The sequence below is a fragment of the Gillisella vitis genome (assembly GCF_021559775.1).
Taxonomy (GTDB): domain Bacteria; phylum Pseudomonadota; class Alphaproteobacteria; order Rhizobiales; family Rhizobiaceae; genus Allorhizobium; species Allorhizobium ampelinum.
Genome location: NZ_CP056047.1, coordinates 477,271 through 502,540 on the forward strand (window position 1 = coordinate 477,271; position 25,270 = coordinate 502,540).

Sequence of the window (25,270 nt, forward strand, 5' to 3'; positions counted from 1 at the left end):
TATCTTTCCGCGTTTCTTAAGCACCGGCGCGCGAGTGAGCGGAGATGAATGCCTCCACCACGTCGAGCTCGCCGGCAAGGACGTCGAAACGCTCCTCCCTATCCATGAGATCAGCAAGCCACGTCGGAAGCGCGGGGTCAATACCCGATGCCGATTTTACCGCCGCCGGAAATTTGGCGGGATGGGCTGTGGCCAGCGTCACCATCGGGCTTTGCGGCTTTTCGAATTTCGATGCGACCACCACGCCGCAAGCCGTATGGGGATCAAGCAGATAGCCGGTTTCAGCCAAAGTGGTGGCGATGGTTTTGGCCACGTCCTGTTGGGTGGCGCGCCCGGCCCGGAAGAGTTTGCGGATGGTTTTGAGCGCATCCGGCTTGATCTCGAAAGCGCCGGATTGCTTGAGGGACGCCATCTGCGAACGGATCTCACCGGCATTGCGGCCGCTGGCTTCAAACAGCAGGCGCTCGAAATTCGAGGAGATCTGGATATCCATCGATGGTGAGGTGGTGGCCATCACACCGCGCATCTCGTAGCGTCCGGTTTTCAGCGTGCGGGCCAGAATGTCGTTATCATTGGTGGCTATCACCAGCTTATCGATGGGCAGGCCCATTTCGCGCGCCACATAGCCCGCGAAAATATCGCCGAAATTGCCGGTCGGCACGGTGAAGGAAATTTTGCGGTCCGGTCCCCCCAGCGAAAGGGCAGCGGTAAAGTAATAGACCACCTGGGCCATGATTCGCGCCCAGTTGATCGAATTGACGCCGGATAGCTGTACTTTGTCGCGAAAAGCGACATGGTTGAACATGGCTTTGACCAGATCCTGGCAATCGTCGAAATTGCCCTCGATGGCCACCGCCCGGACATTCCCGGCCTTGGATGTGGTCATCTGCCGCTGCTGCACGGGTGAGACCTTGCCCTTGGGAAACAGAATGAACATGTCGATATTATCAAGACCGGCAAAGGCATCGATGGCCGCCCCGCCTGTATCGCCCGAGGTGGCGCCGACAATGGTGGCGCGCTGTCCGCGCTCGCGCAGAACGTGATCCATCAGCCGGCCAAGCAATTGCATGGCAACATCCTTGAAGGCCAGCGTCGTGCCGTGGAACAGTTCGAGAATATAGGAATTCGGCCCGGTCTGCACCAAAGGCGCGACAGCAGGGTGGCGGAATGTGGCATAGGCGTCATGGATCATCGCCTGAAGGGCATCATCCTTGATTTCGCCGTCCACAAAGGATTTCAGCACCGCGAACGCGACCTCCTGGTAGGTCTTGCCGCGCAGCGCCCGGATGTCGCGCTTGCGCATTTTCGGCCATTCGCGGGGCAGGTAAAGGCCACCGTCACGGGCGAGGCCTGCCAGAAGCGCGTCGCAAAAATTGAGAGCGGGCGCCTCGCCGCGAGTGGAAATAAAGTCCATGCCAGTATCCTCGGTCTAAAGGTCACGCCCGGTCTAAAATTTAATGGCCGCAACAATGATGCAGAGTCTTGCCGATGCCTTGCCGAAAATTGCAACAAAGCACGCGCTAGCTGATCGATTTTTTGCCACGCCGCTGGTATAGACCATCGCCAACCGATAAGGAAAGGCTGATTGCGGGAGATTTTCCTGTTTCCAGGCCGCATTCTCCACGCGGTGAGACGAAGTCATGATGCAGAAGGTGTGACCCGGTGTTTCAATCTATAATGCGCGGCTCGTCCGCCTCATCTCAGGTGAATAATTTGGCTCAGGTTAATAAGTCGGCTCTGGTTATTGTTCCGGTCCTGGCGGTTTTTCTGGCCGGTTGCAATACCAGCGGCTCCGGGGCCGGCTCCAGTTCTGGCGCCAGTGGAGGCAGCCTGTTCAGCTCCAATGCCACGACATCGGTCTCTGGTGCAGCCACGGCTGGCGCCCCGGCAGCGTCTTCTGGCGCCGTGGTTCAGGCCGTCTGCCCGAAGATCTCCCTGCGCGATGGCACGTCCTTCTACCGCACCTATGCCAAGTCGGGTTCCAAGGATCCGCAGGATGTGGTGTTCCAGGCCTCGCTTGCCGAAACCACCCGCGCCTGCACCCAGTCCGACACCACGCTGACCGTCAAGGTCCAGGTGGCCGGACGGCTGGTGGCGGGTCCGCAGGGCCATGCCGGATCGATCAACATGCCGATCCGGGTTGCCGTCGTCGATGGCGATACGGTGGTGTCCTCGGAACTGGTGCCGTTTACCGCCAACCTCGCCAGCGCCGATCAGCCGGCCCAGTTCCTGTTTAGCCGCGATATCACCATGGCTGCCAATGCCACGGCGGCGACGCAGATCTTTGTCGGCTTCGATGAAGGTCCGGCCAAGACCACAGGCAAGCCGTCCGGCAAAAAGCGTAAATAAGCCTGTCGTGACGCGGCAATAATGGGTCTTGCATCAATGAGTCCGGCATGAGGGTGACGGTCATTCGCAATCCTGTGGCGGGCGGTGCTCACGCATGGCCTGGCACGGCCCGTGCCCTTGCGGAGATTTTTCCCGGCTATTCGCTGGTCGAAACCGTCAAGGGCATGACGGGTCCCCAGGTGCGTGCCGCCGTCACGCCGGAAACCGATCTGGTGCTGGTGGTGGGTGGCGATGGCACGGTTGGCCAGGCCGTGGATGGGCTGCTGACGTCGCTTTATCCGAAAACCGCCTTTGCCTTCCTGCCGGGTGGCACGGGCGCGGATTTTTCTCGCAATTTCGATTGGCCCGCAACAACCGAGCGCCAATTGCAGGCGATTGCTACGGCCGCCCCGCGCCGTATCGATGTCGGAGTTCTGCAAAGCCATGTGGGCGGTGGCGAGGCGCAGACCACGCATTTCATCAATGTCGCCAGTACCGGCGTCTCGGGCGAGATCGTCGCGGCGATCGAGGCAAACCGTGGACCCTCGCGTATGCCGGCTTTCCTGCGCTACCGGCTGATGTCATTGGCGCGCATCGCCCGCTACAAGGGAGCGGCCCTGCGCATTTCGGTGGATGGAAGATGCGTTTATGACGGCGCGGTTCTTGTGGCCGCCGTTACCAATGGCAGCTGGTTTGGCGCCGGAGTGCGCGCCGCGCCGCGGGCTTTGCTGGACGATGGCCAGCTCGATCTGGTCTTTGCACGCCATTGCGGCGCCATTGGCAATCTGAAGATCTTTGCGGCTTTCGCCAATGGCAGTCATGCGAATTTGTCCGCGATCGAGACCCATCGCGGCCAGGTGATCGACATCGAGCCGCACGGCAAGATCCCCATGGCCGAGGCCGATGGCGAAGTGATCAGGCCCGGCGCATTGCGCTTCAGCATTCTGCCGCAAGCGCTCACCGTTCGCCTCCCGCCAGCAGTGGCGCCTGGGTGAATGAGCGCAGGCGCTTTCAAAAAGCTGGAAGCGAGCTTTAGATCACATGGTCCCATTCGGCCATGGCGGCAATGACGGCTGGCAGGTCCATCATCCGGGCGATCACGGTTTCGGCCCCGGCTTCGGTCAGGCGGTCGGCATGGGAGGGATAGGTGTGGGAGGCGCCGGTAAAGCCGATGACCCGCATTCCAGCGGCGCGGGCGGCATGGATGCCATGCACGCTGTCTTCAACCACCACGCAATTTTGCGGCTTGACGTTGAACTGGGCGGCGCCATGCAGATAGATATCCGGCTTCGGCTTGACCCGGTCAGCGCCGAGATCCTTGGCGGAATAGACATGCGGCGCGAAAAACTCCTTGAGGCCAACCTTGGTCAGCATCATGTCCAGCCGCTGTGACGAGGAATTGGAGCAGATGCAGCGCGGCCCCTGCAGACGTGACAGGGCGTAGGTGACCCCTTCCACCAGCTTGACCTCGCGGGCCAGCCGCTGGTCCAGCAGGGCTTCCGATTTGTCGATCAGGCTGGCCGAGAGCGGAATATCCACTTCCTTCTCGATGGTCATCAGGATGTTTTTCCAGGTCATGCCGGAAAAACGCTCACCCATTTCCTCGACTGAAATCGGATAGCCTGCCTCGGTCAGTAGCTTGGATTCCACTTTGGCGGCAATGATTTCGGAATCGACGAGCACGCCGTCACAATCGAAAAGGGTGAGGTCGAAGCCAGCCATGCACATCATATCCTGTTGTCGGGGGAAATGCCTGACTACACGATATGGCGGTAAAGAACAATTACGCAGATCTGCCGAATGTTCATGGCCCAGATGTTAAGGGCCGATCTGCGTATCTCTCGACAAATTTGCCCCTTAAGCCTAATCAGAAGACATGAGCAAAGCCAAGGACGACACTATAGCCGCGAGGATTGCCCGCGTGTTGGCGCAACGCATCGTGCATGGAGAATTGCAGCCCGGCATTCGGCTGGCACAGGACCATATTGCCGAGGAATTTTCGGTAAGCCAGGTGCCGGTGCGGGAGGCCTTCCGGCGTCTGGAGGCGCAGGGCTTGGTCGTCAGTCTGCCGCGCCGCGGGGTCCGGGTGGCGAGTTTCGATCTGAAACAGGTGCGTGAAGTGGCGGAAATGCGCGCCGCACTTGAAGTGCTGGCGCTGAAGCATGCCGCTCCCCATCTGACGCCCGCGCTGCTGGACGAAGCGGAAGCCGCGACCTCCGCCTGTGATCGCGCCGACAATGTCGAGGATTGGGAGGCGGCCAATCGACGCTTTCACCGGTTGATCGTTTCCACCTGCGATATGCCGCGCCTGTTGACCGCCATCGACGACCTGCATGCGGTCAGCGCTCATTTCCTGCTGGCAGGCTGGCAAAGTGGCTGGGAGCGCCGCACCGATCATGACCACCGTGCCATCCTGGATGCCTTGCGCCGCAACGCCGTGGGTGAGGCAGCTGCCATTCTGGAACGGCATGTGCAGTGGATTGGCCGGGCGCCCGCGCCGCGCCGCGGTGAGCCGCAGCCGGAGCGTTTTGCGATTGTCGGATGATGAGGCGTGAGCGCGCAAAAACGGTCGGTAAAAACGACAAACGTGTTGATCAGGCGGAAAAGCCCAGCCCAACCTATAAAGCCCAACGAATGAAGGATTAATGCCATGACGGTGCGGTTGCGCGGTCATCATCTGCTCTGCATGCTGACCTTTGTCGGCGAAGGCTATACTGCCGATTTCGTCGCCAATTATCGCCGCGTCGCAGCGCGGTTGACCGAGGGCGAAACCATTGAGATCGTCGATGGCCCCGACGATCTCTGTCAGCCCTTGACCCATTCGGAAACGGCTCATTGTTTCCGTGACAGTGTGCTGGAGCGCGACCGGAAAGCCAAGGATGCCGTGGCCCAGTTGCTGTCTCGCCCGGTGGCGACCGGCACGGTCATCACCCCGGATGCCGCCCTGCTGGCGCGGTTGCGGGCCGCCTTTGCCACGGGCTCGGTGCGGTCTGCCTGTCATGATTGCGAATGGTCGTCGCTCTGTGATGGCATAGCGGCTGAGGGCTACAGCGGAGCGTTGGTGAATCCGCCCGCGGCTTGATCGCCCATCTCGGGATCATCCGTCCTCGAATTCCCTGGCCGTTGAGACCCGACAACAGGCAATCTGGCTGCCGACCTGAAATTGCATGGAAATTTAAGCTCACCGTTCAGCATTTGGTAACCAAGTTCGGTAACCATAGGCACTGTTAAATATGTGCTGCGTCAGCGTAACCAGTGAGTATTCCATGGCCTCTGTTTTCCCGCTCGCCGACCTTCGTCGCTCCAACGATCCCTTCGCCTGGATGAACAGTATCATCAAGGGCGACTGTGTTGCGGCTTTGGAGGCTCTGCCGGATCAATCGGTGGATGCGATCTTTGCGGATCCACCGTATAATCTGCAGTTGGGGGGCATGCTCCACCGGCCGGACCAGTCTGTTGTCGACGCCGTGGACGATGCATGGGACCAGTTCGCCTCTTTCGAGGCTTACGATGCCTTCACACGCGCCTGGCTGCTTGCCTGCCGGCGCGTGTTGAAGCCGCATGGCACCATCTGGGTTATCGGCTCCTATCACAATATTTTCCGGGTCGGCGCGACGCTTCAGGATCTGAATTTCTGGATTTTGAATGATATTGTCTGGCGCAAGACCAACCCGATGCCGAATTTCAAGGGTCGCCGGTTCCAGAACGCCCATGAAACGATGATCTGGGCCTCGCGCGATGCCAAGGCCAAGAGCTATACCTTCAATTACGATGCGCTGAAGGCCTCCAACGACGATGTGCAGATGCGCTCCGACTGGCTGTTTCCGATCTGCTCCGGCGGCGAGCGCCTGAAGGGCGAGGACGGCAAGAAGATCCATCCGACCCAGAAGCCGGAAGCCCTGCTGGCCCGCGTTATCCTGGCCTCGACCAAGCCTGGCGACGTGGTGCTCGACCCATTCTTCGGCTCCGGCACGACTGGCGCCGTTGCCAAGCGTCTGGGCCGCAATTTCGTCGGCATTGAGCGTGAGCAGGACTATATCGACGCCGCTTCCGCCCGCATCGATGCGGTCGAAGCGCTGGGCAAGGTGGAACTGACGGTCTTGACCGGCAAGAAATCCGAGCCGCGCGTCGCCTTCAATACGCTTTTGGACAGCGGTCTTTTGCAGCCCGGCCAGGTGCTGAGCTGCGAAAAGCGTCGCCATAGCGCCATCATCCGCGCCGATGGCACGCTGGTGTCCGGCACGCAAGCCGGCTCCATCCACCGGGTTGGCGCGAAGGTTCGCGGCCTGGATGCGTGCAATGGCTGGACCTTCTGGCACTACGAGGACGCAGGCAAGTTGAAGCCGATCGATGACTTGCGCAGCCTGGTGCGCGCCAGCATGGGCAAGTTGGCGGGATGAGTTTATCGTGCCGGGTCGGCGCAGTGTCTGCCGCCGTTACGATTTCTTAATCATCGGCGCCGATGCTGACTATCTTCGTCGGTTTTTGTACTCAGTACCGATGAAAGTGACAATGCCCGGCACGGTTTCCGCGCCGGGCATTTTGGCCTTGCCTCAAGTACGCAGGTTGTAATTTTTATGATAGGTCTAGGTTGTCGTATCTTCAAGTTGCAGATGTGCGGCTAATATAAATTAGATATCTAGTTATAAGCACTTAGCGGTTATTCTCGAAGCACTAAACAGGTTCGGACAAGTCTGCCGCTTTATTTCCCATCTTCAACAGATGGGAGACGGGTTTTGGCGGCTTTATACAGGCAGGCACTGGAGCAATACGGGGAGGGCGCCTATGAGGCGGCCCTGAACACCGTTTCGCGCCTGTTGCAAGCCGAACGAAGCAATGCCGAAGCCCATATTCTCGCCGCCACCGTGCATGAGCGTCTTGGCAACCGGCTTGAGGCCGCCGGACTGTTTGAGCGTGTGATTGCGCTTACACCGTCGCGCAAACGTGATGTCGCTTTTCGCGCCTGCTCTCACTATCTGGAAACCGGGCGAGACGATCTTGCTCTACGTGCCTTGCTGGCGCTGCACCGCTATATGCCTGACGATGTCGATGCGAATCATTCGATTTGCAGCCTCTACCGCGAAGCGGGTCGCTATCCGGAGGCGCTACCCTATGCGCTTAAGCTGGTGACGATTGGCCGCGATTTCGACAATTGGTTGAATGCAGGCATGGTGCTGCTGGGGGCAGGGCAGGCGGAACAAGCATTTGTCGTGCTGAAAGCGGCCTACAACGCCCGTCCAACGGAACGGCTGGCGCTGACAGAGTTGTTCTGGTGCGCCATGAACCTTTGCGATTTCGAGCTGGCCACGCGGCTACAGGGGGAGCTTGAGGCTGCCTATGCTGCGGATGGGGCGGTTCTGGACATTCGCGAAAACGTCTTCCGGGCGCTGCAATGGTCTGGCGATGAGGCCTATCATGTCCTGAGTGCGATCCGGACGGGGGAGAAGCATCGAGGCACGGTTGCTCTACGGCGGCCTTACAAGGCCCGGTCCGGGCAAAGGCTGAGGGTCGGCTATGTCTCAGCGGATTTATACCAGCATGCGACGCTCTCGCTTTTAACCGGCGTGATCGAAAACCATGATCGCGACCGTTTTGAGATTTTCGGCATTTGCCATACCGCAGCCAAGAACCGCAAGGGCATGCTGCGCCAACGTTTCCTTGAGGCCATCGATCACTATGTCGACATTCTTGACTTGGATGACGATCAGGCCGCTGCCGCCATACGGCAGCTTGATCTCGACATCCTGATCGACCTCAAGGGATTTACTTTCGAGAACAGGCTGGGGATTTTCTGCCGCCGCCCGGCCCCTGTGCAGGTGGCCTATCTCGGCTTTCCAGGCAGCGTGGTTGGTGTTGGCATTGATTATGCCATTGCCGATTCCATTGTCGCCCCGCCATCGTCGGATCCGTTCTATGCCGAGAAAATCTTCCGGCTGCCCAATAGTTACCAGTGCAATGACAATAGCCGTGAAAAGGTGATGCGCGACGGCCCGCGTAGCCTTCACGGCTTGCCGGAACAGGGTGTGGTGTTCTGTTCTTTCAATCAAGCGGTGAAAATTCGATATCAGGTGTTCAAAACCTGGATGGAAATACTGAAATCGGTTGATGGGTCGGTGCTTTGGCTGATTGATATGCTACCAGTGACGCGAGACAATCTTCGCGCCGCAGCTGTCCGGCTGGGAGTGGCGCCGGAGAGATTGATCTTTGCACCGAAAAAACCGCTCTCGGAGCATTTGCGCCGGTTGCCTTATGCTGATATCGCCCTTGATACCGGGCCTTGTAACGGCCATACGACCACGGCGGATGCCCTTTGGGCTGGTGTGCCGGTTCTGACCTGGAAAGGCACGAATTTTGCCGGCCGCGTCAGCGAAAGTCTTTTGAGTGCCGTTGGCCTGACCGAACTGGTCGCCAACGATCTTACCGAATTCGGCCGCCTGGCGGTCGAACTGGCGCAGGATGAGGTCCGCCAATCTCACCTGCGCCAGAACCTCCTTCAAGCCCGCGACACCGCGCCGCTGTTTGATACGCCCCGCTTCACCCGCGATTTCGAGGCGGCGTTGGAGGCGATTTGCGTGGATGCCGCCAAGGGTTGATCCGGGTGAATCATCAGGGTAAACGATGATTATGGCGCGCAATCTGGCATGGTATAATGCGCGATAACGCGGGAGGCGGATGATGACCATTACCACGCTGCAACAGCTGGAAGCCCTCTATGGCACAGTGAAGGAGACGTCACTTGCCAAGGAAATCGACCATCTGAACGATGATTACGCCGCCTTCGTTAGCGCTTCGCCTTTCATCCTGCTCGCTACAGTCGGCGCTGATGGCACCGATTGCTCGCCAAAGGGCGATGCGCCTGGCTTCGTGGCAATTCTTGACCGCAAGACGCTGGCCATCCCCGACCGCCCTGGCAACAATCGTATCGATAACCTGAAAAACATCATCGAAGACGGTCGGACATCTGTGCTGTTTCTCATCCCCGGCGTCGGCGAAACGCTGAGGGTCAATGGCCGGGCTACGATCAGCGCCGACCCGGACCTGCTGGCCCGCTTTGCCGTCGATGGAAAGCTGCCGAAAAGCGTGATTTTGCTTGCCATCGACAGCGTCTATTTCCACTGCGCCAAGGCCATTCTCCGCTCAAATCTCTGGGACTCCTCCCGCTATGTCGAGCGGTCCACCCTGCCATCACCCGGCCAGATCCTGAAAAACATCGTCAACGGCTTCGATGGCGAAGCCTATGACCAGGAATTGCCCGAGCGGTCGAGGAAGAGCCTGTATTGATCCTCGGTAGAGTTTTCAGAAAGCCATGACCTTTGATGCTGCCGAGAAAGTCACTTCATCTTATGCCCAGGGTCTGTTTCAACAGGCGCTCGATGAATTTGCCGCACTCTTGCCGCCTGCCAGGCAAGATCCGCGAATGATCATCATGGCTGCCCAATGCCATTATCGGCTTGGGCATTTCGAGACGGCGGCGGATCATTATACTCTTGCAGCGGACCTCGTTGCCACTGATGGCATAAGGCTGAACAAAGTTGCATTCGAACTCTATAAAAAGGCCGGGCATACTGAAAAAGCCTTTGCCTCAGCCGAACGCATATTGCAGGTTGAGCCGAGAGACCATGCTGCCGCTATTTTTCGCCGGCATCATTTGTTCGATTTCCTAAGGTTGGATGAGCTGAAAGCTGCCAATGATGCGGCATTGGCGGCAATACTGGCGGGTGATGAATTTGCCATGTCCTGTGAGTTGCCGTTCAACATTCTCCACTGGTGCAGCGATGAGAGCATTCAAGCCCGCATCCTGGGCGAGGGCCGGCCAGACATATCGCCGCAGATCCGCGCAATGCGCCGGCAAAAACCGCATGTGTTTGGTGACAAGATCAGGATTGGCTATCTTTCCAACGATTTTTTCAGTTCTCATGCGACGATGATCCTGTTGCAGGGCGTGCTTGAGCGCCATGACAGAAGCCGTTTCGAGATTATCCTCTATTGCTATTCAAACAAGGCATTGGTCGAAAGCGACAACGGATCGCGCGCCCGCATGGGGATGATCAAGCAAATCGGCGACCTGTCTGATGCGGCGGCCAGCACGATGATCCAGAATGACGACCTGGACATTCTTGTTGATCTGAAAGGCCATACCAAGGATGCCAGAATAGGTCTGGTCAATTCCGGCCTTGCGCCGATACAGGTGGCCTGGCTTGGTTTTCCGGGCAGCGGCATCGGCATAGACTGCGACTATATCATCGGCGATCCGATTGTGACGCCTCAGTCCAACAAGCCGTTTTACCAGGAAAAGTTTTGCCGTTTGCCGGAAACCTATCAACCCAATGACAATATCAACCGGCCCTTGCCGCCAGCAGTGCCGCGAGCAGCTTTGGGCTTGCCGCAGGACAGGTTCGTTCTGGCATCCTTCAACAGCATCAAGAAACTCAGCCCGCAAACTGTCGAGGCATGGCTGAAGATTATGGCGGATCTGCCGGACAGCATCCTGTGGATCCTGTGCAGAAACGACATTGCCAAGGACAATCTCCGGACACTGTTCGCGCGCCATGGCCTGTCAGCGGAACGATTGATCTTCACGCCGCCACTTGCCTATCCGTATCACCTCGCCAGGCTGTCCGCAGCAGATCTTGTTCTCGACAGTTTTCCCTGTTGCGGCCATACGACCACTTCCGATTGCCTTTGGGCCGGGGTGCCCGTTCTGGCGCTGAAGGGCCAGAATTTCGCCTCCCGCGTTTCTGAAAGCCTGCTGACCGCGCTTGGCGTACCGGAACTGGTGGCTGAGACCGTTGATGATTACATTGCCCAGGCGCAAGACCTTGCGCACAACAGAAACCGTCTTCAAGACTTGCGCGACAGGATCGCCGCCAACCGGCACACCGCGCCGCTGTTTGACACCGACCGCTTTACCCGCCATCTCGAAGACGCCTACCGGATGATGGTTGAGCGCGCCAAGGCCGGGCTGGAGCCGGATCATATGGATGTTCCGGCAAGGCCGTTCCCATGACAAGGTTTTGAGGGAGTAGGCTGGCGATCAGGGCTATCAAGCCCTGATCGTATAATCCCGGGCGATGCCCTGCGTCACCGTGAACCAGTTCGATGCCTTCGTGCGCTGCTGATGCGCGTCGAAAGAGGCCTTATCAACAAAGACTTCCGAAACAAGAAAACGCCCGGCGACAGTAGGGCAAGCTTCGACGTTGAAAGATAGGCACCCCGGCTCTGCCCGCGTCAGGGCGATATGCTCAGGCAGGGCCGCCTTCACGGCTTCCAGCCGATCCTCTGTGACGTCGATATAGCCGTCGAGAAACACTTTGGCCATCAGAGCACACCGACGTTAGTGAGATCCGTCTTGAGCTTTTCCGGGCTGACAAAATGCACCGCCTGCCAACCAGCCGCCTTGGCACCCACCACATTGGGCAGGCTGTCATCAATGAAAATCGAATGGGCCGGATCGAGACCAAAGTCCGTGGCATGGCGGTGATAAATCGCCACATCCGGCTTGATCAGGCCGACTTCGCCCGACACTGTGACGCCGCGCGGGCGGTTGAGGAAGGGAAACATCTCCCGAGCTTCAGTGAACGTGTCGGCGGCGAAATTGGTCAGCATGGTCACATCGCGGCCCTCATTAATCAGGCCATTGAAGATCTCGACCGTGCCATCATAGGCATGCGGCACCATTTCGCGCCAATGTTGGCGAAAGGCGCGGATATGCGCTTCGCGGTCGGGATATTGGGCAATCAGCAGGGCTTCGGCATCGGCCCATGTACGGCCCCGGTCCTGTTCGATGTTCCAGTCATGGGTGCAGACATTGTCGAAAAACCATTGCCGCTCCTTGGCATCCGGGATGATCCGGCTGAAGGGCAGGTTGGGGTCGTAATGGATCAGTACCTTGCCGATGTCGAAAACGATATGCCGGATCTCTGCCATGCTCTATTCCATTTTTCTGGCTGCGAAGGCCTCGGGTATAGCCTGGGTGATCGCCTTTTTCATCACCGTCGGCAAGGCCTGGGCTTCAAGATTGATGAGCGGCTCCCACCATCCGTGATCGGCCCAATGGTAATCGTCGGGCCGTCCCTTGACCGCATCGGCCCGGAAGATCGTCAGACGCAGCTCGAAATGGGTAAACACATGAGTGACCACCCCGCAGGCGCGCCAATTGGCGTCCATCGGCGCGCTGGCCTCGCTGTCGTCGCCGTCGATGCGGGCCGTCCATTCGGTGGTCGGCACTTCCGTCATGCCACCCAGAAGCCCCTTGTCGGCGCGCTTGCGCAGCAGGATGCGGTTGCGGTCATCAAGAGCGATGAAGGCGGCACCAAGCCGTATCGGCTTGGCCTTTTTCGCTGCCTTGACCGGAAAATGCTCGGGATCATGGGCTTTCAGCGCCAGACAGTGGGTGTTGAACGGACAGAGCGAACAGGCAGGCCGTTTTGGCGTGCAGATCGTCGCGCCCAGATCCATCATCGCTTGCGCGAAATCGCCGGGCCGCTCAATGGGCGTCAGCGCCGCAACCTGTGCCTTGATCGCCGGTTTGGCCCCGGGCAGCGGATCGGAAATCGCGTATAGCCTTGATATCACTCGCTCGACATTGCCGTCCATCACCGCCGCCTGTCGGTTAAACGCAATGGCGGCAATGGCAGCGGAGGTATAATCGCCAATTCCGGGCAGCGATTGCAGGCCGTCCTGGGTGTCGGGAAAGATACCGCCATGCAGATCGGCGACGGCCTCGGCGCATTTTTTCAGGTTGCGGGCGCGGGCGTAATAGCCAAGGCCTGCCCAGGCCGCCATCACGTCCTCGGTGGGGGCGGCAGCCAGATCGGTGACTTTCGGCCAGCGGGCCAGAAATTTCAGGAAATAGGGTTTGACCGCCTGCACCGTCGTTTGTTGCAGCATCACTTCCGACAGCCAGATGTGATAGGGATCGGGCCTTATACCGCGCGCCGCCATCGGCGGCGAGATCCGCCAGGGCAGATCACGGTGATGGCGGTCATACCAGGCGAGAAGCTCGTCAGCGCTTAGTCCCTCTTGGTGAGGCCCATCTTGGTGAAGCCCGTCTTCGTGAAGGGTTTGTTCGGCAGGTTTTCGGGTTTTCATGCTCATACTATATATATGGTGACGAATCACGGCGCATATCAAGCGTTCCGGATTGCAATGACGAGGCACCATCCAGCCATGGCCTTCAAAAAACGCGGCGCTGCCCAGATTTCGGAACTGGCCAACGGTATCATCGATCCGGTGATTGCACGGCGCGCCGGGATTTCGACGGCGCTGCTGTCGTCCTGGGACGAGATTGCCGGGGCCGATTTTGCCGATTGCACACGGCCTGAAAAGATCGTCTGGCCGAGGCGCGACTATGCCGGACAGGATTCGGGCCAGAAACCCGGCCCGAAGTCGAGTGCGCCTGCCGGTCGTTCCGGCGGGTATCAGGCGGGCGTCCTGACCATTGCCTGCGAAGGGGCGCGGGCGCTGTTTCTCAACCATGCGCAGGGCGAGTTGATTGCCCGCATCAACGGGTTTTTCGGCTATCCGGCCATCGGGCAGATTCGCATCGTGCAAAAACCGGTGTCGAATACCGCCAAGCACCGGCGCGGGCCGGGCCGTCTGGACGCGGTGCAGGCGAAAAAGCTCTCGGAAATGACTGAGGGGATTGAGAGCGACAAGCTCAAAAAAGCAGTCGAGCGGCTGGGCCGGGCGGTATTGTCGCAAAAAAAGCCGAAATGACAGCTTTGTAATTTGAATTGGCAGGCCAAAACCCTCACATACAGTCTAATCCGTGCTGTGGGGCGGTGGTGTGCCTGTCTCGCGACAACTCAGTCTTGCGAGCGATGTCTTGCCAGATGATGTATTGTCAGGGTGTGTGAGACAGGTATAACCGGGCGCAGGTTTACAGCACGATCGTTACTCTATGCGGGTGAAATAATGTCGAATTCAGAACTGACCCTGACCAAGCGCCATCTCCTGGCCGGTATCGCCACGGCGGCCACAGGCCTCGCCGTCTCCGGTATGGTGAGCCCGGCCTTTGCCGCCGCCGAAATGCCCAAGCCCGACCATGATGTCGATATGGCAGAGGTGATGAAACCCGGCCCGCTGCCGGACATGGCACTCGGCAAGCCCGACGCGCCAGTCAAGATCGTTGAATATTTCTCGATGACTTGCCCGCATTGCGCCCATTTTCACGCCACGACCTTCGATACGATCAAGGAAAAATACATCGATACCGGCAAGGTCTATTTCGTGTTCCGCGAGTTTCCTTTCGATCCCGCCGCCACCGCCGCCTTCATGCTGGCGCGTTGCGCCCCGAAGGATCAATATTATCCCTTCATCACCATGTTCCTGAAGCAGCAGCGCTCCTGGGCCGCGCCTGACAACGGCGATGTGCGTGGTGCGATGCTGCAAATGTCGAAAATGGCTGGTTTCACACAGGAAAGCTTCCAGGCTTGCTTGACGAACACCAAGCTTGCCGGTGATGTAACCGCAATGCGGGACCTTGGCGCCAAGCAATTCGGCGTCAACGCAACCCCGACCTTCCTGATCAACGGCAAAAGCTATTCTGGAGATATGTCGGTTGAATCCATGTCGGCGCTCATCGACAGCCTTCTCTGACACTGCGCATCCGATCAAGACGGGCGGTGGCGAAAGCCATGCGCCCGTTTTTTTGTGGTCGGTGTCAGTGTTGGGCTTCGCCCACCTCTTGCCTCTGCCGCCACCTTCTCCCCGCAGGGGAGAAGAGTCAGGAGCCGCAGCGTCCCGGTTCTCCTCTCCCCAGCGGGGAGAGGTCCGCCGAGCGCAGCGGAGGCGGGGTGAGGGGGAGCCACACGGTCTTCCCTTTGACTGTTCCTTACAAAAACCTTCTCAATCTGGCAGACAATACGCTTCAGAGGCTGCTGCTCCTGAGGATCTCTTTGTTGGGATAGGCCCATGAAGTTCACCAAGCTTCGTGTCGTCGGCTTCAAATCCTTCGTTGAGCCTACCGAATTCATCATCGAACGCGGATTGACCGGCGTGGTCGGGCCGAACGGCTGCGGCAAGTCCAACCTGGTCGAGGCGCTGCGCTGGGTGATGGGGGAAAACTCCTATAAGAACATGCGCGCTTCCGGCATGGATGACGTGATCTTTTCCGGCTCCGGCAATCGCCCCGCCCGCAATTCGGCGGAGGTTGGGCTTTATCTCGACAATTCAGACCGCACCGCGCCCGCCGCCTTCAACGACAGCGACGAAATTCAGGTCAGCCGCCGCATTGAGCGGGAAAACGGTTCGGTCTATCGCATCAATGGCAAGGAAGCCCGCGCCAAGGATGTGCAATTGCTGTTTGCCGATGCCTCGACCGGGGCGCGGTCGCCGTCGATGGTCGGCCAGGGGCGGATTGGCGAACTCATCCAGGCCAAACCGCAGGCACGCCGACAATTGCTGGAAGAAGCCGCTGGCATTTCCGGACTGCATTCGCGCCGCCACGAGGCGGAACTGCGGCTGCGAGCCGCCGAAACCAATCTGGAGCGGCTGGAGGATATTGTCGCCCAGCTGGAAAGCCAGATCGAGAGCCTGAAGCGCCAGGCCCGGCAGGCCAATCGCTTCAAGATGCTGTCCGCTGATATCCGCGCCCGCGATGCCATGCTGCTGCATATCCGCTGGACGGAAGCGCGGCAGGCCGAGGCCGAGGCGGAAGCCTCGCTCAACGAAACGACCTCGCTGGTGGCCGAGCGGGCGCAGGCGCAGATGGAAGCGGCCAAGGCCCAAGCCATTGCCAGCCTGCAATTGCCTGCGTTGCGTGACGAAGAGGTCAAGGCCGCAGCCAGCCTGCAACGCTTGCAGATTGCCCGCAGCCAGTTGGAGGAAGATGCCGGACGGCTGTTCAAACGCCGCGACGAACTGACCCGGCGGCTGTTGCAGTTGGAAGAAGACATTGCCCGGGAGCAACGGCTGGTCGATGACAATGCCGAAATTCTCGAGCGGCTCGCTGCCGAGGAATCCGAACTGGAAGACGTGCTGACGGAAAGCGGCCAGGAGGCCGACGATCTGCGCATTGCTTTCGAGGAAGCATCGGCAACCCTTGCTGACAGCGAAGCCCGCTTTGCCGCTGCGACCGCCGACCGCGCCGAAGCGGCAGCCGGGCGCAACCAGCTGGAACGGGCGCTGCGCGACCTCGCCGACAAGCGGCTGCGGCTGGAGCGTCAGGCCGACGAGGCAGGCCGCGAACTGGACGCCGTGGCCGAAAAGCTCGCCGCCCTGCCGGACCCGGAGGAAAAGCGCGAGGCGGTGGAAGCCGGTGAATATGCGGTGGAAGAGGCCGAAAGCACGGTTGCGCAAGCGGAAGAGGCTTTAAGCGCCGCCCGTCGGGCCGAGGCGCTGGCCCGTGGCCCGGTGGAAGCCGCCCGCTCTGCATTGGCGGCGCTGGAAACCGAGGCGAAAACCATTGCCAAAATGCTGGCCTCTTCGGCCAGCGCCGGAGAGTTTTCGCCGGTGGCCGATGCACTGACGGTGGAGCGCGGCTTTGAAACGGCGCTGGGGGCCGCCCTTGGCGATGATCTGGAAAGCCCGCTCGACGCACAGGCTCCCGCCCATTGGGCCATGCCCGGGCCGGATGGTGATGATCCGGCTTTGCCCGCTGGCATCGTGGCGCTTGCAGCCCATGTTTCCGCGCCGCAAGCGTTGTCCCGTCGCCTGAAGCAGATCGGCATCACCGATGCGGATACCGCGCAACGCCTGCAACCGGATCTGAAGCCCGGCCAGCGGCTGGTGACGCGCGAAGGGGCCGTCTATCGCTGGGATGGCCATGTTACCGGCTCGGAAGCGCCGAGTGCGGCAGCCCTTCGCCTTGCCCAGAAGAACCGTCTAAAGGCGCTGGAAGAAGAGATTGACGAGGCTCGCATCGGGCTGGAAGACGCTGAAGAACAATTGACGGCAGCGCGCGAGGCGGTAACGTCGAGCGAAGCGCGTCTTGGCGAAGGGCGTGAGCGCCAGCGGTTGATCCTGCGTCAGCTGTCGGAAGCCCGCGAGGCGTTAAGCGCTGCCGAGCGTGCCAGCGGCGATCTGCTGCGCCGTCGCGCCGTGGTGGAAGAGGCGGTCAACGGTCTTCGCGCCCAGATCGAGGAGGCTGAAAGCCTGGCCGAAGAAGCGCAGATTGCCCTTGCCGATCAGGCCGACCTGACGGCGCTGGACGAACAATTGCGGCAATTACAGATGGAGGTTGCCACCGGTCGCGGATTGGTGGCCGAAGCCCGTGCCCGTCATGAAGGGTTTGCCCGCGAAAACGACCAGCGCCAGCGCCGGATCATGGCGATCCGTCAGGAGCGGCAAAGCTGGGCGCAGCGTGCTGCAAGTGCTGCTCAGCATATCGCCACGCTGAGGGAGCGCGAGGCGGAAGCCCGCGACGAAATGGCCGAGCTGGACGCTGCCCCCGACGAATTCGACGAAAAGCGCCGCCTGCTGATGAGCGAGCTGGACAAGGCCGAGAGCGCCCGCCGCGCCGCAGCAGACCGGTTGGTGGAGGCCGAGGCCCGCCAGCGTCAGGCCGATCAGCTCGCCGCGAGCGCCCTTTCGGCGCTGGCCGAAGCCCGTGAGCGCCGGGGCCGGGCGGAAGAACGGCTGTTGTCTGGACGCGAGCGGCGCAAGGATGCCGAGGCCCGCATTCAGGAAGCGCTCAATGTCGGCCCGCACGAAGCCTTCCGCCTCACGGGGCTGAAGCCCGATGACGCGATCCCTGATCTGCGCGAGGTCGAGCGCGATCTGGACCGCCTGAAAATCGAGCGCGAACGGCTGGGTGCCGTCAACCTGCGCGCCGATGAAGAGCAGAAGGAACTCTCCGACAAGCTCGCCGCGCTGATCAAGGAGCGCGACGACGTGATCGACGCGATCCGCAAGCTGCGTGGCGCCATCCAGAGCCTGAACCGCGAGGGCCGGGAACGCCTGGTGGCGGCGTTCGACGTGGTCAATGCGCAGTTCCAGCGGCTGTTCACCCACTTGTTTAACGGCGGCACGGCGGAATTGCAGCTGATCGAAAGTGACGATCCGCTGGATGCTGGCCTCGAAATCCTCGCCCGTCCGCCCGGCAAGAAGCCGCAGACCATGACGCTGCTATCGGGCGGCGAGCAGGCTTTGACGGCGATGGCGCTGATTTTCGCGGTCTTCCTCACCAATCCGGCTCCGATCTGCGTGCTTGACGAAGTGGACGCCCCGCTCGACGACCACAATGTCGAGCGCTATTGCAACCTGATGGACGAAATGGCCGCCTCGACCCAGACCCGTTTCGTGATCATCACCCACAACCCGATCACCATGGCCCGCATGAACCGGCTGTTCGGCGTCACCATGGCCGAACAGGGCGTCTCGCAACTGGTGTCCGTGGATTTGCAGACGGCGGAGCAATTGCGCGAGGCTGTGTGACCGTCTTCGACGGCAGGCCTAGGCTACCGGCATCGGACCGAAAGGAACATGCAGAGGGAAGGACGGTCTGGCTTGTTCACCGTGAACCTGTCGGGCAGTCATAAACAGGAGATTTGCATGCCCCGCTGGATACTGCTGCTGACCGCTCTTGCCTGCCTTTTTGCGATTCCGGCAGCAGCCGAAAATCTTTCCGGCAATTTCCTTGCGCAGACCGTGAAAACCTCCAAGCCGCATCGCGAGGCGCTGACGGGGCTGGTGCGCGGGCGGCAGGGCATTCCGCTCTGGGTGCTGAACATGGTCCGCAAGGATGATTATATCGGGCTGGCTTCGGTCGAAATGCCTGTTGACGCCAAGCCCATGCAATTATTCTACGCCTGCCAGCCAAAACGATGCGAGCAAAGCGCCGTTCGTGTACTGTTTTCCGCCGATGGCAAGCATGCGGTGATGCGTATTGAGGACCAGGCGGAAGGCGAGATCTTCCTCGGCATGCCAAGCGAGGCGGAAAAGACCGCATTGGCGCGTGCTCCCGGCTGATACTCTGAGAAATAGCGATTTTAAATCATGCTGCCTGCAACGGATGAAAAATTGCAATCCTTTGTATTGAAATAGAAAATAGAGGTTTTCCTTTTTGCGGAGGTATTTTCTCCTCGCTGGCAAGCCACGATTGCTAAATGCCAATTCCAATAGTATGCTCAACATACTTTACAGCATCTTGCCGCGCCTATGGCGTGGTCATGATCGCTGTAGGATTATCCAAAAAGGTCTGACCGGGCGCGAGGAGGCGAGCGGTTGAACCGTTATCGGCATCAATGGGAGGCATTATGCTGTCGACAACATCGCGACCGGGCTCGTCCCGGATCATTTTTCTGGTTTTTCTGGCGGCGATGATTGAAGGTTTCGACCTTCAGGCTGCGGGCGTGGCGGCGCCGAAACTGGCGCCGGTCTTCGGGCTGACACCCGCCCAGATGGGGCTGTTCTTTTCTTCTGCAACGTTTGGCCTGATCTTTGGCGCCGTTTCCGGCGGCATGATCTCCGACCGGTTCGGACGCCGCTTGGGTCTTAGCCTGGCGCTTTTCATCTTCGGGATCTTCTCGCTCGCCACGGCAGCAGTCACATCCGTGGAAGGGCTGATCGCCATGCGGTTCCTCACCGGCGTCGGCCTGGGCGGGGCGCTGCCGAACCTAGTGGCCATTGCTGTCGAATCGACCACGCCGGAGCGGCGCGGCCGGGCGGTGTCGATCATGTATGCTGGCATTCCGTTTGGCGGGGCGATTGCAAGCGTGGTGGCCATGGCCGGTCTGCACGACGACTGGCGCACCATTTTCATCGCAGGCGGTATCATGCCGATGCTGCTCGTGCTGCCGCTGTTTATGATGTTGCCGCAGCTCAAGGTCGAAAAGTCAGAAAAGACCAAGAAGGAGGGTGCCTGGCGTCAGGTTTTCTCCCCCGATACGGCGCTGCGCAGCGTCCTGCTCTGGACGGGCTTTTTCTTTGGCATCATGGTCCTGTATCTGCTTCTCAACTGGTTGCCGACCCTTCTGGTGACGCGCGGGCTGGATCGCCAGCAGGCTGGCCTCATTCAGGTGATTTTCAATATCGCCGGGGCCGTGGGTGGCTTGACGGGTGGATGGTTCCTTGATGGGAAGCGCAAGGTCTTCAACGGCTCGCTCTGCTTCCTTCTTTTGGTGGTCTCTCTTGTGCTGCTGGGACTGGCACCGGCCAATTTTGCCGCCAATGCCATTGCCGGTGCCTTGATCGGGGTGAGCGTCATGGCGGCTCAATCGCTGCTCTACGGCATTGCGCCGCAATGCTATGCGCCGGATGTTCGTGGCACCGGTGTCGGGCTTGCTGTCGCCGTCGGACGGGTCGGCTCGGTGGTCGGGCCGCTGTTTGCCGGTGGTTTGATTGCTGCTGGGCGCTCGCCGACCGAGGTGTTGATGGCGATCGTGCCGGTGGCTGTTATCGCTGGTATCGCAACCGTTCTGCTGTTGTCGCGGCTGCGCGACCTGCCGCAGGATAGCACTGCGAAGGGTGTGCCAGGCCATGCAACGCCCTCCATGGTCAAGCCTTGACCGGCTGCGGATCTTGCTTGGGAAACCGTCTGGCATTCTGGTTGTAAAACCTCAACTGCCGATGGTTTCTCCGGGATAAACGCCCCAGACCAGGCCCTGCCGGACAAAGCCGGAAGGGCCACCTCGTTCTACCGAGACGGAACACCAATGCCCGTCGCAGCCACCGATTTTCAGCCGTACCCGTGGCTGGAGTTGGGCGGTGATGGCAGCCGTGGCAAGCGGGCGAGTGCGCAGCATGACGAGATCGCCTTTTGAGCCGCGCCAGGGGGCGACAAGGCCGGTGCGCGCGCCGCTGAGCATGACAGCCGACATCCAGCCGCTGGTGCCGTCGCTATCGCGAACCTGCCGCCAATTGTCGTATTCCTCGATGATTTCCACCGGCAGGCCCCGAGCCTCGTAGATAAAGCGGACGGGGTAATCGGTGGAAGGGCCAGCCCGCATCCTCACCCTGTCGGCCTTCAACGAGGCAAATCGGGGCAGGGGATAGCCGGTGACGCGACCCGTCTGCCGCAGCATCGGCATGGCCGCAGCCGTGCCGGGCGCAAGCAGGCTTGCCGCCCCGATCAACGGGGTCAGCAACAGGGTGGCCAGCAGGGCGCGGCGGTTCACACGGGGAGCCACTGAACATGACGGACCGTATTCCCTTTTCAAATGTCTCAAGGCCTCGATACATTTGAGATGGTCGAAATCTGTTGACGGCGAGAATGCGTCATCATCTTGGAGCCTGTGTATGCAACCGCCTTTGGCGGTCAGGGGGCGTTTCTCAGGCATGGTCGGTTTTGGACATGTCAGCGGCAGGCCTGGGCCTGTTTCAGCGCCGCCGAAACGCCCTGGAGCGAATAGGTATAGGTGGTGTGGGTGCCGCGCTTCGAGGTGGTTTTCACGGTCATCCGGCGACCTTGCTTCATGGCGGCAATCACCTTGGCGTCCTCTGCTTCCAGCCGGGTCCAGCCGACATTGGCTTTCGGCACCATCTGAAACGTCTTGTCATCGACGTTCACATCGATGGTCGAGCCCTGAGCGACGTTGTAGCCCATGACGGCCTGGGGGTAATAATTGACGCCGCCGGTCTTTTTCGGGGCGATCAGGAAGAAATTCTTGCCATGGTCGATGCCCACAGGATCTTCCTTTGAAGGCACGGACAGCACATAGCAAACGGTCTTGCCGCCATCCTTGTAGGAAAACAGCCCCCAGTGATCGAACTGCTTGACCATCCGAGGGGCTGCCGATGCAAAGCTCGCCGAAAACCCAAGAATGGCAAGCATTAATGCAACGGTTTGTAGTGATGACATATCTGGCAATCTCCTTTGGTTGAGTGGGTCGCGGTTCGTTCTCTACCCCAATCCGCCAGCCATGAGGTTACCGCGACGTTAATTTCTCTTCACAATTGGTTGAGCCAATTTGCGACATTCCGTCGCAAATTCGTGAAATATCAATGGATTGACCAAGAAAATTACCATCGAAACAGATGTAGGCCGCGTTCCGGTATCAGTCATCGCTCTATACCGCGTCGAGCCTCGACACACGGATCTTTCGCGCGGGATGCCGCAATTATGCTGCAATGCGGGATACGATTGATATTATGAGATTTTCAACGGATCACGAATGCGCTAAGTCTTTTGAGGGATAAAAGCATCGGACCGAAAAGTGGAAACCGGTTTTCGGATCATCCGATGCGGAGATAAAAGCATCGGACCGGAAAAGTGGAAACCGGTTTTCGGGCAATCCGATGCGAAAACAAGAACAGTCGGGCGGAGAAAGAAAACGACCATGGGGAAGTGGGTCTACAGCTTCGGCGGCGGCAAGGCTGAGGGCGGTGCTGGCGATGTTGAACATTTGGGTGGTAAAGGTGCCAATCTCGCTGAAATGGCGGGTCTTGGCCTGCCCGTGCCGCCGGGGTTGACGATTGTCACGGATGCCTGCACGCATTTCTACGCCCATGGTCGCAGTTTGGCCGACGACATGAAGGCAGAGGTGTTGGCCGGTATCGACCTGATCGAAGCCGAGACCGGACGCACGTTCGGCAATGCCAAAAATCCCCTGCTTTTGTCGGTGCGCTCGGGTGCGCGCACCTCCATGCCGGGCATGATGGATACGGTTCTCAATCTCGGCCTGAACGATGAGACGGTGGTCGGTCTTGCCCATCGCGCCGGAGACGCTCGCTTTGCCTGGGACAGTTACCGCCGCTTCATTCAGATGTATGGCGATGTCGTTCTGGGGTTGGATCACGAAGTGTTCGAGGAAATTCTTGAGCATGAGAAGGGCCGGTTTGGCCATGAACTCGACACCGAACTGAGCGCCGACGAATGGCAGCATGTGACTGACCTCTACAAGCAATTGATCGAGGATGAGCTGGGCGAACCCTTTCCGCAGGACCCTGAGGTTCAGCTCTGGGGGGCGGTGGCAGCGGTGTTTGCCAGCTGGATGAACGCCCGCGCCATCACCTATCGGCAGCTGCACAATATTCCCGGCCATTGGGGCACGGCGGTCAATATCCAGGCCATGGTGTTTGGCAATCTCGGCTCCAGTTCGGCCACCGGCGTGGCGTTTACCCGCAACCCGTCGACGGGCGAAAACCAGCTTTACGGCGAATTTCTGGTCAATGCCCAAGGTGAGGACGTGGTAGCGGGTATCCGCACCCCGCAATCCCTGAGTGAGCGGGCGCGGCTGGAAAGCGGTTCCGACAAGCCGTCGATGGAAAAGCTGATGCCCAAGGCCTTTGCCGAGTTTACGGCGGTCTGCGCGCAGCTTGAAACCCATTACCGCGACATGCAGGATGTGGAATTCACCATTGAGCGCGGCAAGCTGTGGATGTTGCAGACCCGCTCCGGCAAGCGCACCACCAAGGCGGCCATGAAGATCGCTGTCGATATGGTGGCGGAAGGGCTGATCGATGAGGACGAGGCGGTGTCGCGCATCGAGCCGGCGTCGCTGGACCAGCTTTTGCATCCCACCATCGATCCGCGCGTGGCGCGGGATGTGATCGGCTCAGGCCTGCCGGCGTCGCCGGGGGCGGCTACCGGCGAAATCGTCTTTACCGCCGAAGATGCGGTTAGCGCCAAGGAGGAAGGCCGCAAGGTCATTCTGGTGCGCATGGAAACCAGCCCGGAAGACATTCACGGCATGCATGCCGCCGAAGCCATCCTGACCACCCGTGGCGGCATGACCAGCCATGCGGCAGTGGTGGCGCGGGGCATGGGCATTCCCTGCGTGGCCGGTGCCGGCAGCATGCGGGTCGATATCCGCAATGGCGTGCTGCTGGGCGTCGGCGTCAAGCTGAAGAAGGGCGATATCATTACCATAGACGGTTCTTCCGGCCAGGTTTTGCAGGGCGCCGTGCCGATGCTGCAACCGGAACTGTCGGGGGATTTTGCCCAGCTGATGCAATGGGCCGACCGCACGCGTCGCATGACGGTGCGCACCAATGCCGACACGCCGGGCGATGCGCGGGCCGCCCGCTCTTTCGGCGCTGAGGGTATCGGACTTTGCCGCACCGAACATATGTTTTTCGAAGGTGAGCGCATCCATGTGATGCGCGAAATGATCCTGGCCGAGGACGAGGCCGGACGACGCGCCGCGCTCGACAAGCTGTTGCCGATGCAACGCTCGGACTTCACCGAGCTGTTTACCATCATGCATGGCCTGCCGGTGACGATCCGTCTGCTTGATCCGCCATTGCATGAATTCCTGCCGAAGACCGTCAAGGAAATCGCCGAGGTGGCGGTGGCGATGGGCATGGAGCCGCGCGCGCTGGCGCAGCGGGTCGAGGCTTTGCACGAGTTCAACCCCATGCTCGGCCATCGCGGCTGCCGGTTGGCGATTTCCTATCCTGAAATTGCCGAGATGCAGGCGCGGGCGATTTTCGAAGCCGCTGTTGCCGCAGGCCTTGAGACCGGTGCACCGGTCGTGCCTGAGATCATGGTGCCGCTGGTCGGGCTGCGCTCCGAGCTGGATTATGTGAAGGGCGTGATCGACCGGATTGCCTCCGAAGTGATGCGGGAAGGCAAGCTGGAAATCTCCTATCTGGTCGGCACGATGATCGAGTTGCCGCGCGCCGCCATCCGCGCCCATGTGATTGCCGAGGCTGCGGAGTTTTTCTCCTTCGGCACCAATGACCTGACCCAGACGACGTTCGGCATGTCACGCGACGACGCAGCCGCCTTCCTTCCGACCTATCAGCGCAAGGGGATTATCGAGCGCGATCCATTCATCTCGCTGGATTTCGACGGGGTCGGCGAGCTGATCCGCATGGCCGCCGAGCGCGGTCGCCAGACCCGGCCCGATATGAAGCTCGGTATTTGCGGCGAACATGGCGGCGACCCGGCCTCGATCCATTTCTGCGAGGATGTCGGGCTGGATTACGTCTCCTGCTCACCCTTCCGGGTGCCGATCGCCCGGCTGTCCGCCGCCCAGGCAAGTATCAAGCAAAGGCGCCTCATGGCGAAGGAAGTTTGAAGCCAACTAATGTTTATTCGCCGTTTCGGCACAAAATG

General features: G+C 60.0%; 21 protein-coding genes. 14 read left to right on the forward strand and 7 right to left on the reverse strand.

All coding sequences use genetic code 11. The annotated features are described in order from the left end of the window. Positions 1-16: 16 nt before the first annotated feature. Positions 17-1,414, reverse strand: a complete 1,398-nt coding sequence (gene thrC / locus AVCG78_RS02170) for a threonine synthase (protein ID WP_156601647.1) — start codon at positions 1,412-1,414, stop codon at positions 17-19. Positions 1,415-1,713: 299 nt separating this feature from the next. Here thrC and AVCG78_RS02175 point away from each other — a divergent pair, with 299 nt between their 5' ends. Then, positions 1,714-2,349: a hypothetical protein gene (locus AVCG78_RS02175; RefSeq protein ID WP_234626816.1), complete on the forward strand. Its 636-nt coding sequence runs from the start codon at positions 1,714-1,716 to the stop codon at positions 2,347-2,349. Between the two features lie 47 nt (positions 2,350-2,396). After that, positions 2,397-3,323: a diacylglycerol/lipid kinase family protein gene (locus tag AVCG78_RS02180; RefSeq protein WP_071202640.1), complete on the forward strand. Its 927-nt coding sequence runs from the start codon at positions 2,397-2,399 to the stop codon at positions 3,321-3,323. A gap of 37 nt (positions 3,324-3,360) precedes the next feature. Here AVCG78_RS02180 and AVCG78_RS02185 read toward each other — a convergent pair whose 3' ends face one another. Next, positions 3,361-4,050, reverse strand: a complete 690-nt coding sequence (locus tag AVCG78_RS02185) for an HAD family hydrolase (protein WP_071202642.1) — start codon at positions 4,048-4,050, stop codon at positions 3,361-3,363. A 154-nt stretch (positions 4,051-4,204) separates the two neighbouring features. On the opposite strand from AVCG78_RS02185, the gene AVCG78_RS02190 reads away from it, so the two are divergent. The 6 genes from AVCG78_RS02190 (at position 4,205) to AVCG78_RS02215 (ending at position 11,335) form a co-directional block, all read left to right on the forward strand. After that, positions 4,205-4,873, forward strand: a complete 669-nt coding sequence (locus AVCG78_RS02190) for a GntR family transcriptional regulator (protein WP_071202644.1) — start codon at positions 4,205-4,207, stop codon at positions 4,871-4,873. A gap of 105 nt (positions 4,874-4,978) precedes the next feature. Continuing rightward, a complete protein-coding gene (locus AVCG78_RS02195) occupies positions 4,979-5,410 on the forward strand; it encodes a DUF1284 domain-containing protein (RefSeq protein ID WP_071202645.1) in 432 nt (143 codons plus the stop codon). Between the two features lie 184 nt (positions 5,411-5,594). Beyond that, complete coding sequence (locus AVCG78_RS02200; RefSeq protein ID WP_015915196.1) at positions 5,595-6,728, forward strand: site-specific DNA-methyltransferase; 1,134 nt, start codon at positions 5,595-5,597, stop codon at positions 6,726-6,728. 336 nt (positions 6,729-7,064) lie between these two features. Then, positions 7,065-8,921 carry an O-linked N-acetylglucosamine transferase, SPINDLY family protein gene (locus AVCG78_RS02205; RefSeq protein ID WP_071584998.1) on the forward strand — a complete coding sequence of 619 codons (1,857 nt, stop codon included), beginning with the start codon at positions 7,065-7,067 and terminating at the stop codon, positions 8,919-8,921. A gap of 79 nt (positions 8,922-9,000) precedes the next feature. After that, on the forward strand, positions 9,001-9,609 hold the full coding sequence (locus AVCG78_RS02210) for a pyridoxamine 5'-phosphate oxidase family protein (protein ID WP_081355433.1): 609 nt from the start codon (positions 9,001-9,003) through the stop codon (positions 9,607-9,609). Positions 9,610-9,634: 25 nt separating this feature from the next. Continuing rightward, positions 9,635-11,335, forward strand: a complete 1,701-nt coding sequence (locus AVCG78_RS02215) for an O-linked N-acetylglucosamine transferase, SPINDLY family protein (RefSeq protein ID WP_071584999.1) — start codon at positions 9,635-9,637, stop codon at positions 11,333-11,335. A gap of 36 nt (positions 11,336-11,371) precedes the next feature. Here the strand turns inward: AVCG78_RS02215 and AVCG78_RS02220 are convergent, their stop codons facing one another. Genes AVCG78_RS02220 through mutY form a run of 3 tightly spaced genes read right to left on the reverse strand, consistent with a single transcriptional unit; the run spans position 11,372 to position 13,425 of the window. After that, on the reverse strand, positions 11,372-11,647 hold the full coding sequence (locus tag AVCG78_RS02220; RefSeq protein WP_071202651.1) for a putative quinol monooxygenase: 276 nt from the start codon (positions 11,645-11,647) through the stop codon (positions 11,372-11,374). After that, positions 11,647-12,255, reverse strand: coding sequence for an HAD family hydrolase (locus AVCG78_RS02225; protein WP_071585000.1), 609 nt, complete (start codon positions 12,253-12,255; stop codon positions 11,647-11,649). The genes AVCG78_RS02220 and AVCG78_RS02225 overlap by 1 nt, the downstream gene beginning before the upstream one ends. Before the next feature lie 3 nt (positions 12,256-12,258). Continuing rightward, the gene (mutY, locus tag AVCG78_RS02230) at positions 12,259-13,425 is read right to left on the reverse strand and encodes an A/G-specific adenine glycosylase (RefSeq protein WP_071202655.1); all 1,167 of its coding nucleotides are present in this window, start codon (positions 13,423-13,425) and stop codon (positions 12,259-12,261) included. Between the two features lie 72 nt (positions 13,426-13,497). Here mutY and AVCG78_RS02235 point away from each other — a divergent pair, with 72 nt between their 5' ends. From AVCG78_RS02235 to mhpT, 5 genes are all read left to right on the forward strand, one after another. Next, positions 13,498-14,046 (forward strand): DUF721 domain-containing protein, encoded by a 549-nt coding sequence (locus AVCG78_RS02235; protein WP_071585001.1) that lies wholly within the window; start codon positions 13,498-13,500, stop codon positions 14,044-14,046. A 198-nt stretch (positions 14,047-14,244) separates the two neighbouring features. Then, positions 14,245-14,928: a DsbA family protein gene (locus tag AVCG78_RS02240; RefSeq protein ID WP_071202660.1), complete on the forward strand. Its 684-nt coding sequence runs from the start codon at positions 14,245-14,247 to the stop codon at positions 14,926-14,928. Positions 14,929-15,243: 315 nt separating this feature from the next. Continuing rightward, positions 15,244-18,705, forward strand: coding sequence for an AAA family ATPase (locus tag AVCG78_RS02245; RefSeq protein WP_071202662.1), 3,462 nt, complete (start codon positions 15,244-15,246; stop codon positions 18,703-18,705). Between the two features lie 117 nt (positions 18,706-18,822). Further along, positions 18,823-19,239 carry an Ivy family c-type lysozyme inhibitor gene (locus AVCG78_RS02250; protein ID WP_071202663.1) on the forward strand — a complete coding sequence of 139 codons (417 nt, stop codon included), beginning with the start codon at positions 18,823-18,825 and terminating at the stop codon, positions 19,237-19,239. Positions 19,240-19,526: 287 nt separating this feature from the next. Further along, on the forward strand, positions 19,527-20,777 hold the full coding sequence (gene mhpT, locus AVCG78_RS02255) for a 3-(3-hydroxy-phenyl)propionate transporter MhpT (RefSeq protein WP_234665091.1): 1,251 nt from the start codon (positions 19,527-19,529) through the stop codon (positions 20,775-20,777). Between the two features lie 51 nt (positions 20,778-20,828). Here the strand turns inward: mhpT and AVCG78_RS02260 are convergent, their stop codons facing one another. Together AVCG78_RS02260 and AVCG78_RS02265 are read right to left on the reverse strand one after the other, a co-directional pair. Continuing rightward, positions 20,829-21,386, reverse strand: coding sequence for an SH3 domain-containing protein (locus AVCG78_RS02260; RefSeq protein ID WP_071202947.1), 558 nt, complete (start codon positions 21,384-21,386; stop codon positions 20,829-20,831). A gap of 179 nt (positions 21,387-21,565) precedes the next feature. After that, a complete protein-coding gene (locus AVCG78_RS02265) occupies positions 21,566-22,069 on the reverse strand; it encodes an invasion associated locus B family protein (RefSeq protein ID WP_015915210.1) in 504 nt (167 codons plus the stop codon). Between the two features lie 478 nt (positions 22,070-22,547). On the opposite strand from AVCG78_RS02265, the gene ppdK reads away from it, so the two are divergent. Then, positions 22,548-25,232 (forward strand): pyruvate, phosphate dikinase, encoded by a 2,685-nt coding sequence (gene ppdK / locus AVCG78_RS02270; RefSeq protein WP_071202668.1) that lies wholly within the window; start codon positions 22,548-22,550, stop codon positions 25,230-25,232. Positions 25,233-25,270 lie beyond the last annotated feature (38 nt).

Excerpts from the sequence above, each read along its gene's own strand:
- AVCG78_RS02185 (WP_071202642.1), bottom strand. The coding sequence starts at position 4,050 with ATGGCTGGCTTCGACCTCACCCTTTTCGATTGTGACGGCGTGCTCGTC.
- AVCG78_RS02235 (WP_071585001.1), top strand. The coding sequence starts at position 13,498 with ATGGCCTTCAAAAAACGCGGCGCTGCCCAGATTTCGGAACTGGCCAAC.
- mutY (WP_071202655.1), bottom strand. The coding sequence starts at position 13,425 with ATGAGCATGAAAACCCGAAAACCTGCCGAACAAACCCTTCACGAAGAC.
- AVCG78_RS02200 (WP_015915196.1), top strand. The coding sequence starts at position 5,595 with ATGGCCTCTGTTTTCCCGCTCGCCGACCTTCGTCGCTCCAACGATCCC.
- AVCG78_RS02240 (WP_071202660.1), top strand. The coding sequence starts at position 14,245 with ATGTCGAATTCAGAACTGACCCTGACCAAGCGCCATCTCCTGGCCGGT.
- AVCG78_RS02180 (WP_071202640.1), top strand. The coding sequence starts at position 2,397 with ATGAGGGTGACGGTCATTCGCAATCCTGTGGCGGGCGGTGCTCACGCA.
- AVCG78_RS02190 (WP_071202644.1), top strand. The coding sequence starts at position 4,205 with ATGAGCAAAGCCAAGGACGACACTATAGCCGCGAGGATTGCCCGCGTG.
- thrC (WP_156601647.1), bottom strand. The coding sequence starts at position 1,414 with ATGGACTTTATTTCCACTCGCGGCGAGGCGCCCGCTCTCAATTTTTGC.
- AVCG78_RS02265 (WP_015915210.1), bottom strand. The coding sequence starts at position 22,069 with ATGTCATCACTACAAACCGTTGCATTAATGCTTGCCATTCTTGGGTTT.
- AVCG78_RS02220 (WP_071202651.1), bottom strand. The coding sequence starts at position 11,647 with ATGGCCAAAGTGTTTCTCGACGGCTATATCGACGTCACAGAGGATCGG.
- AVCG78_RS02225 (WP_071585000.1), bottom strand. The coding sequence starts at position 12,255 with ATGGCAGAGATCCGGCATATCGTTTTCGACATCGGCAAGGTACTGATC.
- mhpT (WP_234665091.1), top strand. The coding sequence starts at position 19,527 with ATGCTGTCGACAACATCGCGACCGGGCTCGTCCCGGATCATTTTTCTG.
- AVCG78_RS02210 (WP_081355433.1), top strand. The coding sequence starts at position 9,001 with ATGATGACCATTACCACGCTGCAACAGCTGGAAGCCCTCTATGGCACA.
- ppdK (WP_071202668.1), top strand. The coding sequence starts at position 22,548 with ATGGGGAAGTGGGTCTACAGCTTCGGCGGCGGCAAGGCTGAGGGCGGT.
- AVCG78_RS02215 (WP_071584999.1), top strand. The coding sequence starts at position 9,635 with ATGACCTTTGATGCTGCCGAGAAAGTCACTTCATCTTATGCCCAGGGT.
- AVCG78_RS02245 (WP_071202662.1), top strand. The coding sequence starts at position 15,244 with ATGAAGTTCACCAAGCTTCGTGTCGTCGGCTTCAAATCCTTCGTTGAG.
- AVCG78_RS02250 (WP_071202663.1), top strand. The coding sequence starts at position 18,823 with ATGCCCCGCTGGATACTGCTGCTGACCGCTCTTGCCTGCCTTTTTGCG.
- AVCG78_RS02195 (WP_071202645.1), top strand. The coding sequence starts at position 4,979 with ATGACGGTGCGGTTGCGCGGTCATCATCTGCTCTGCATGCTGACCTTT.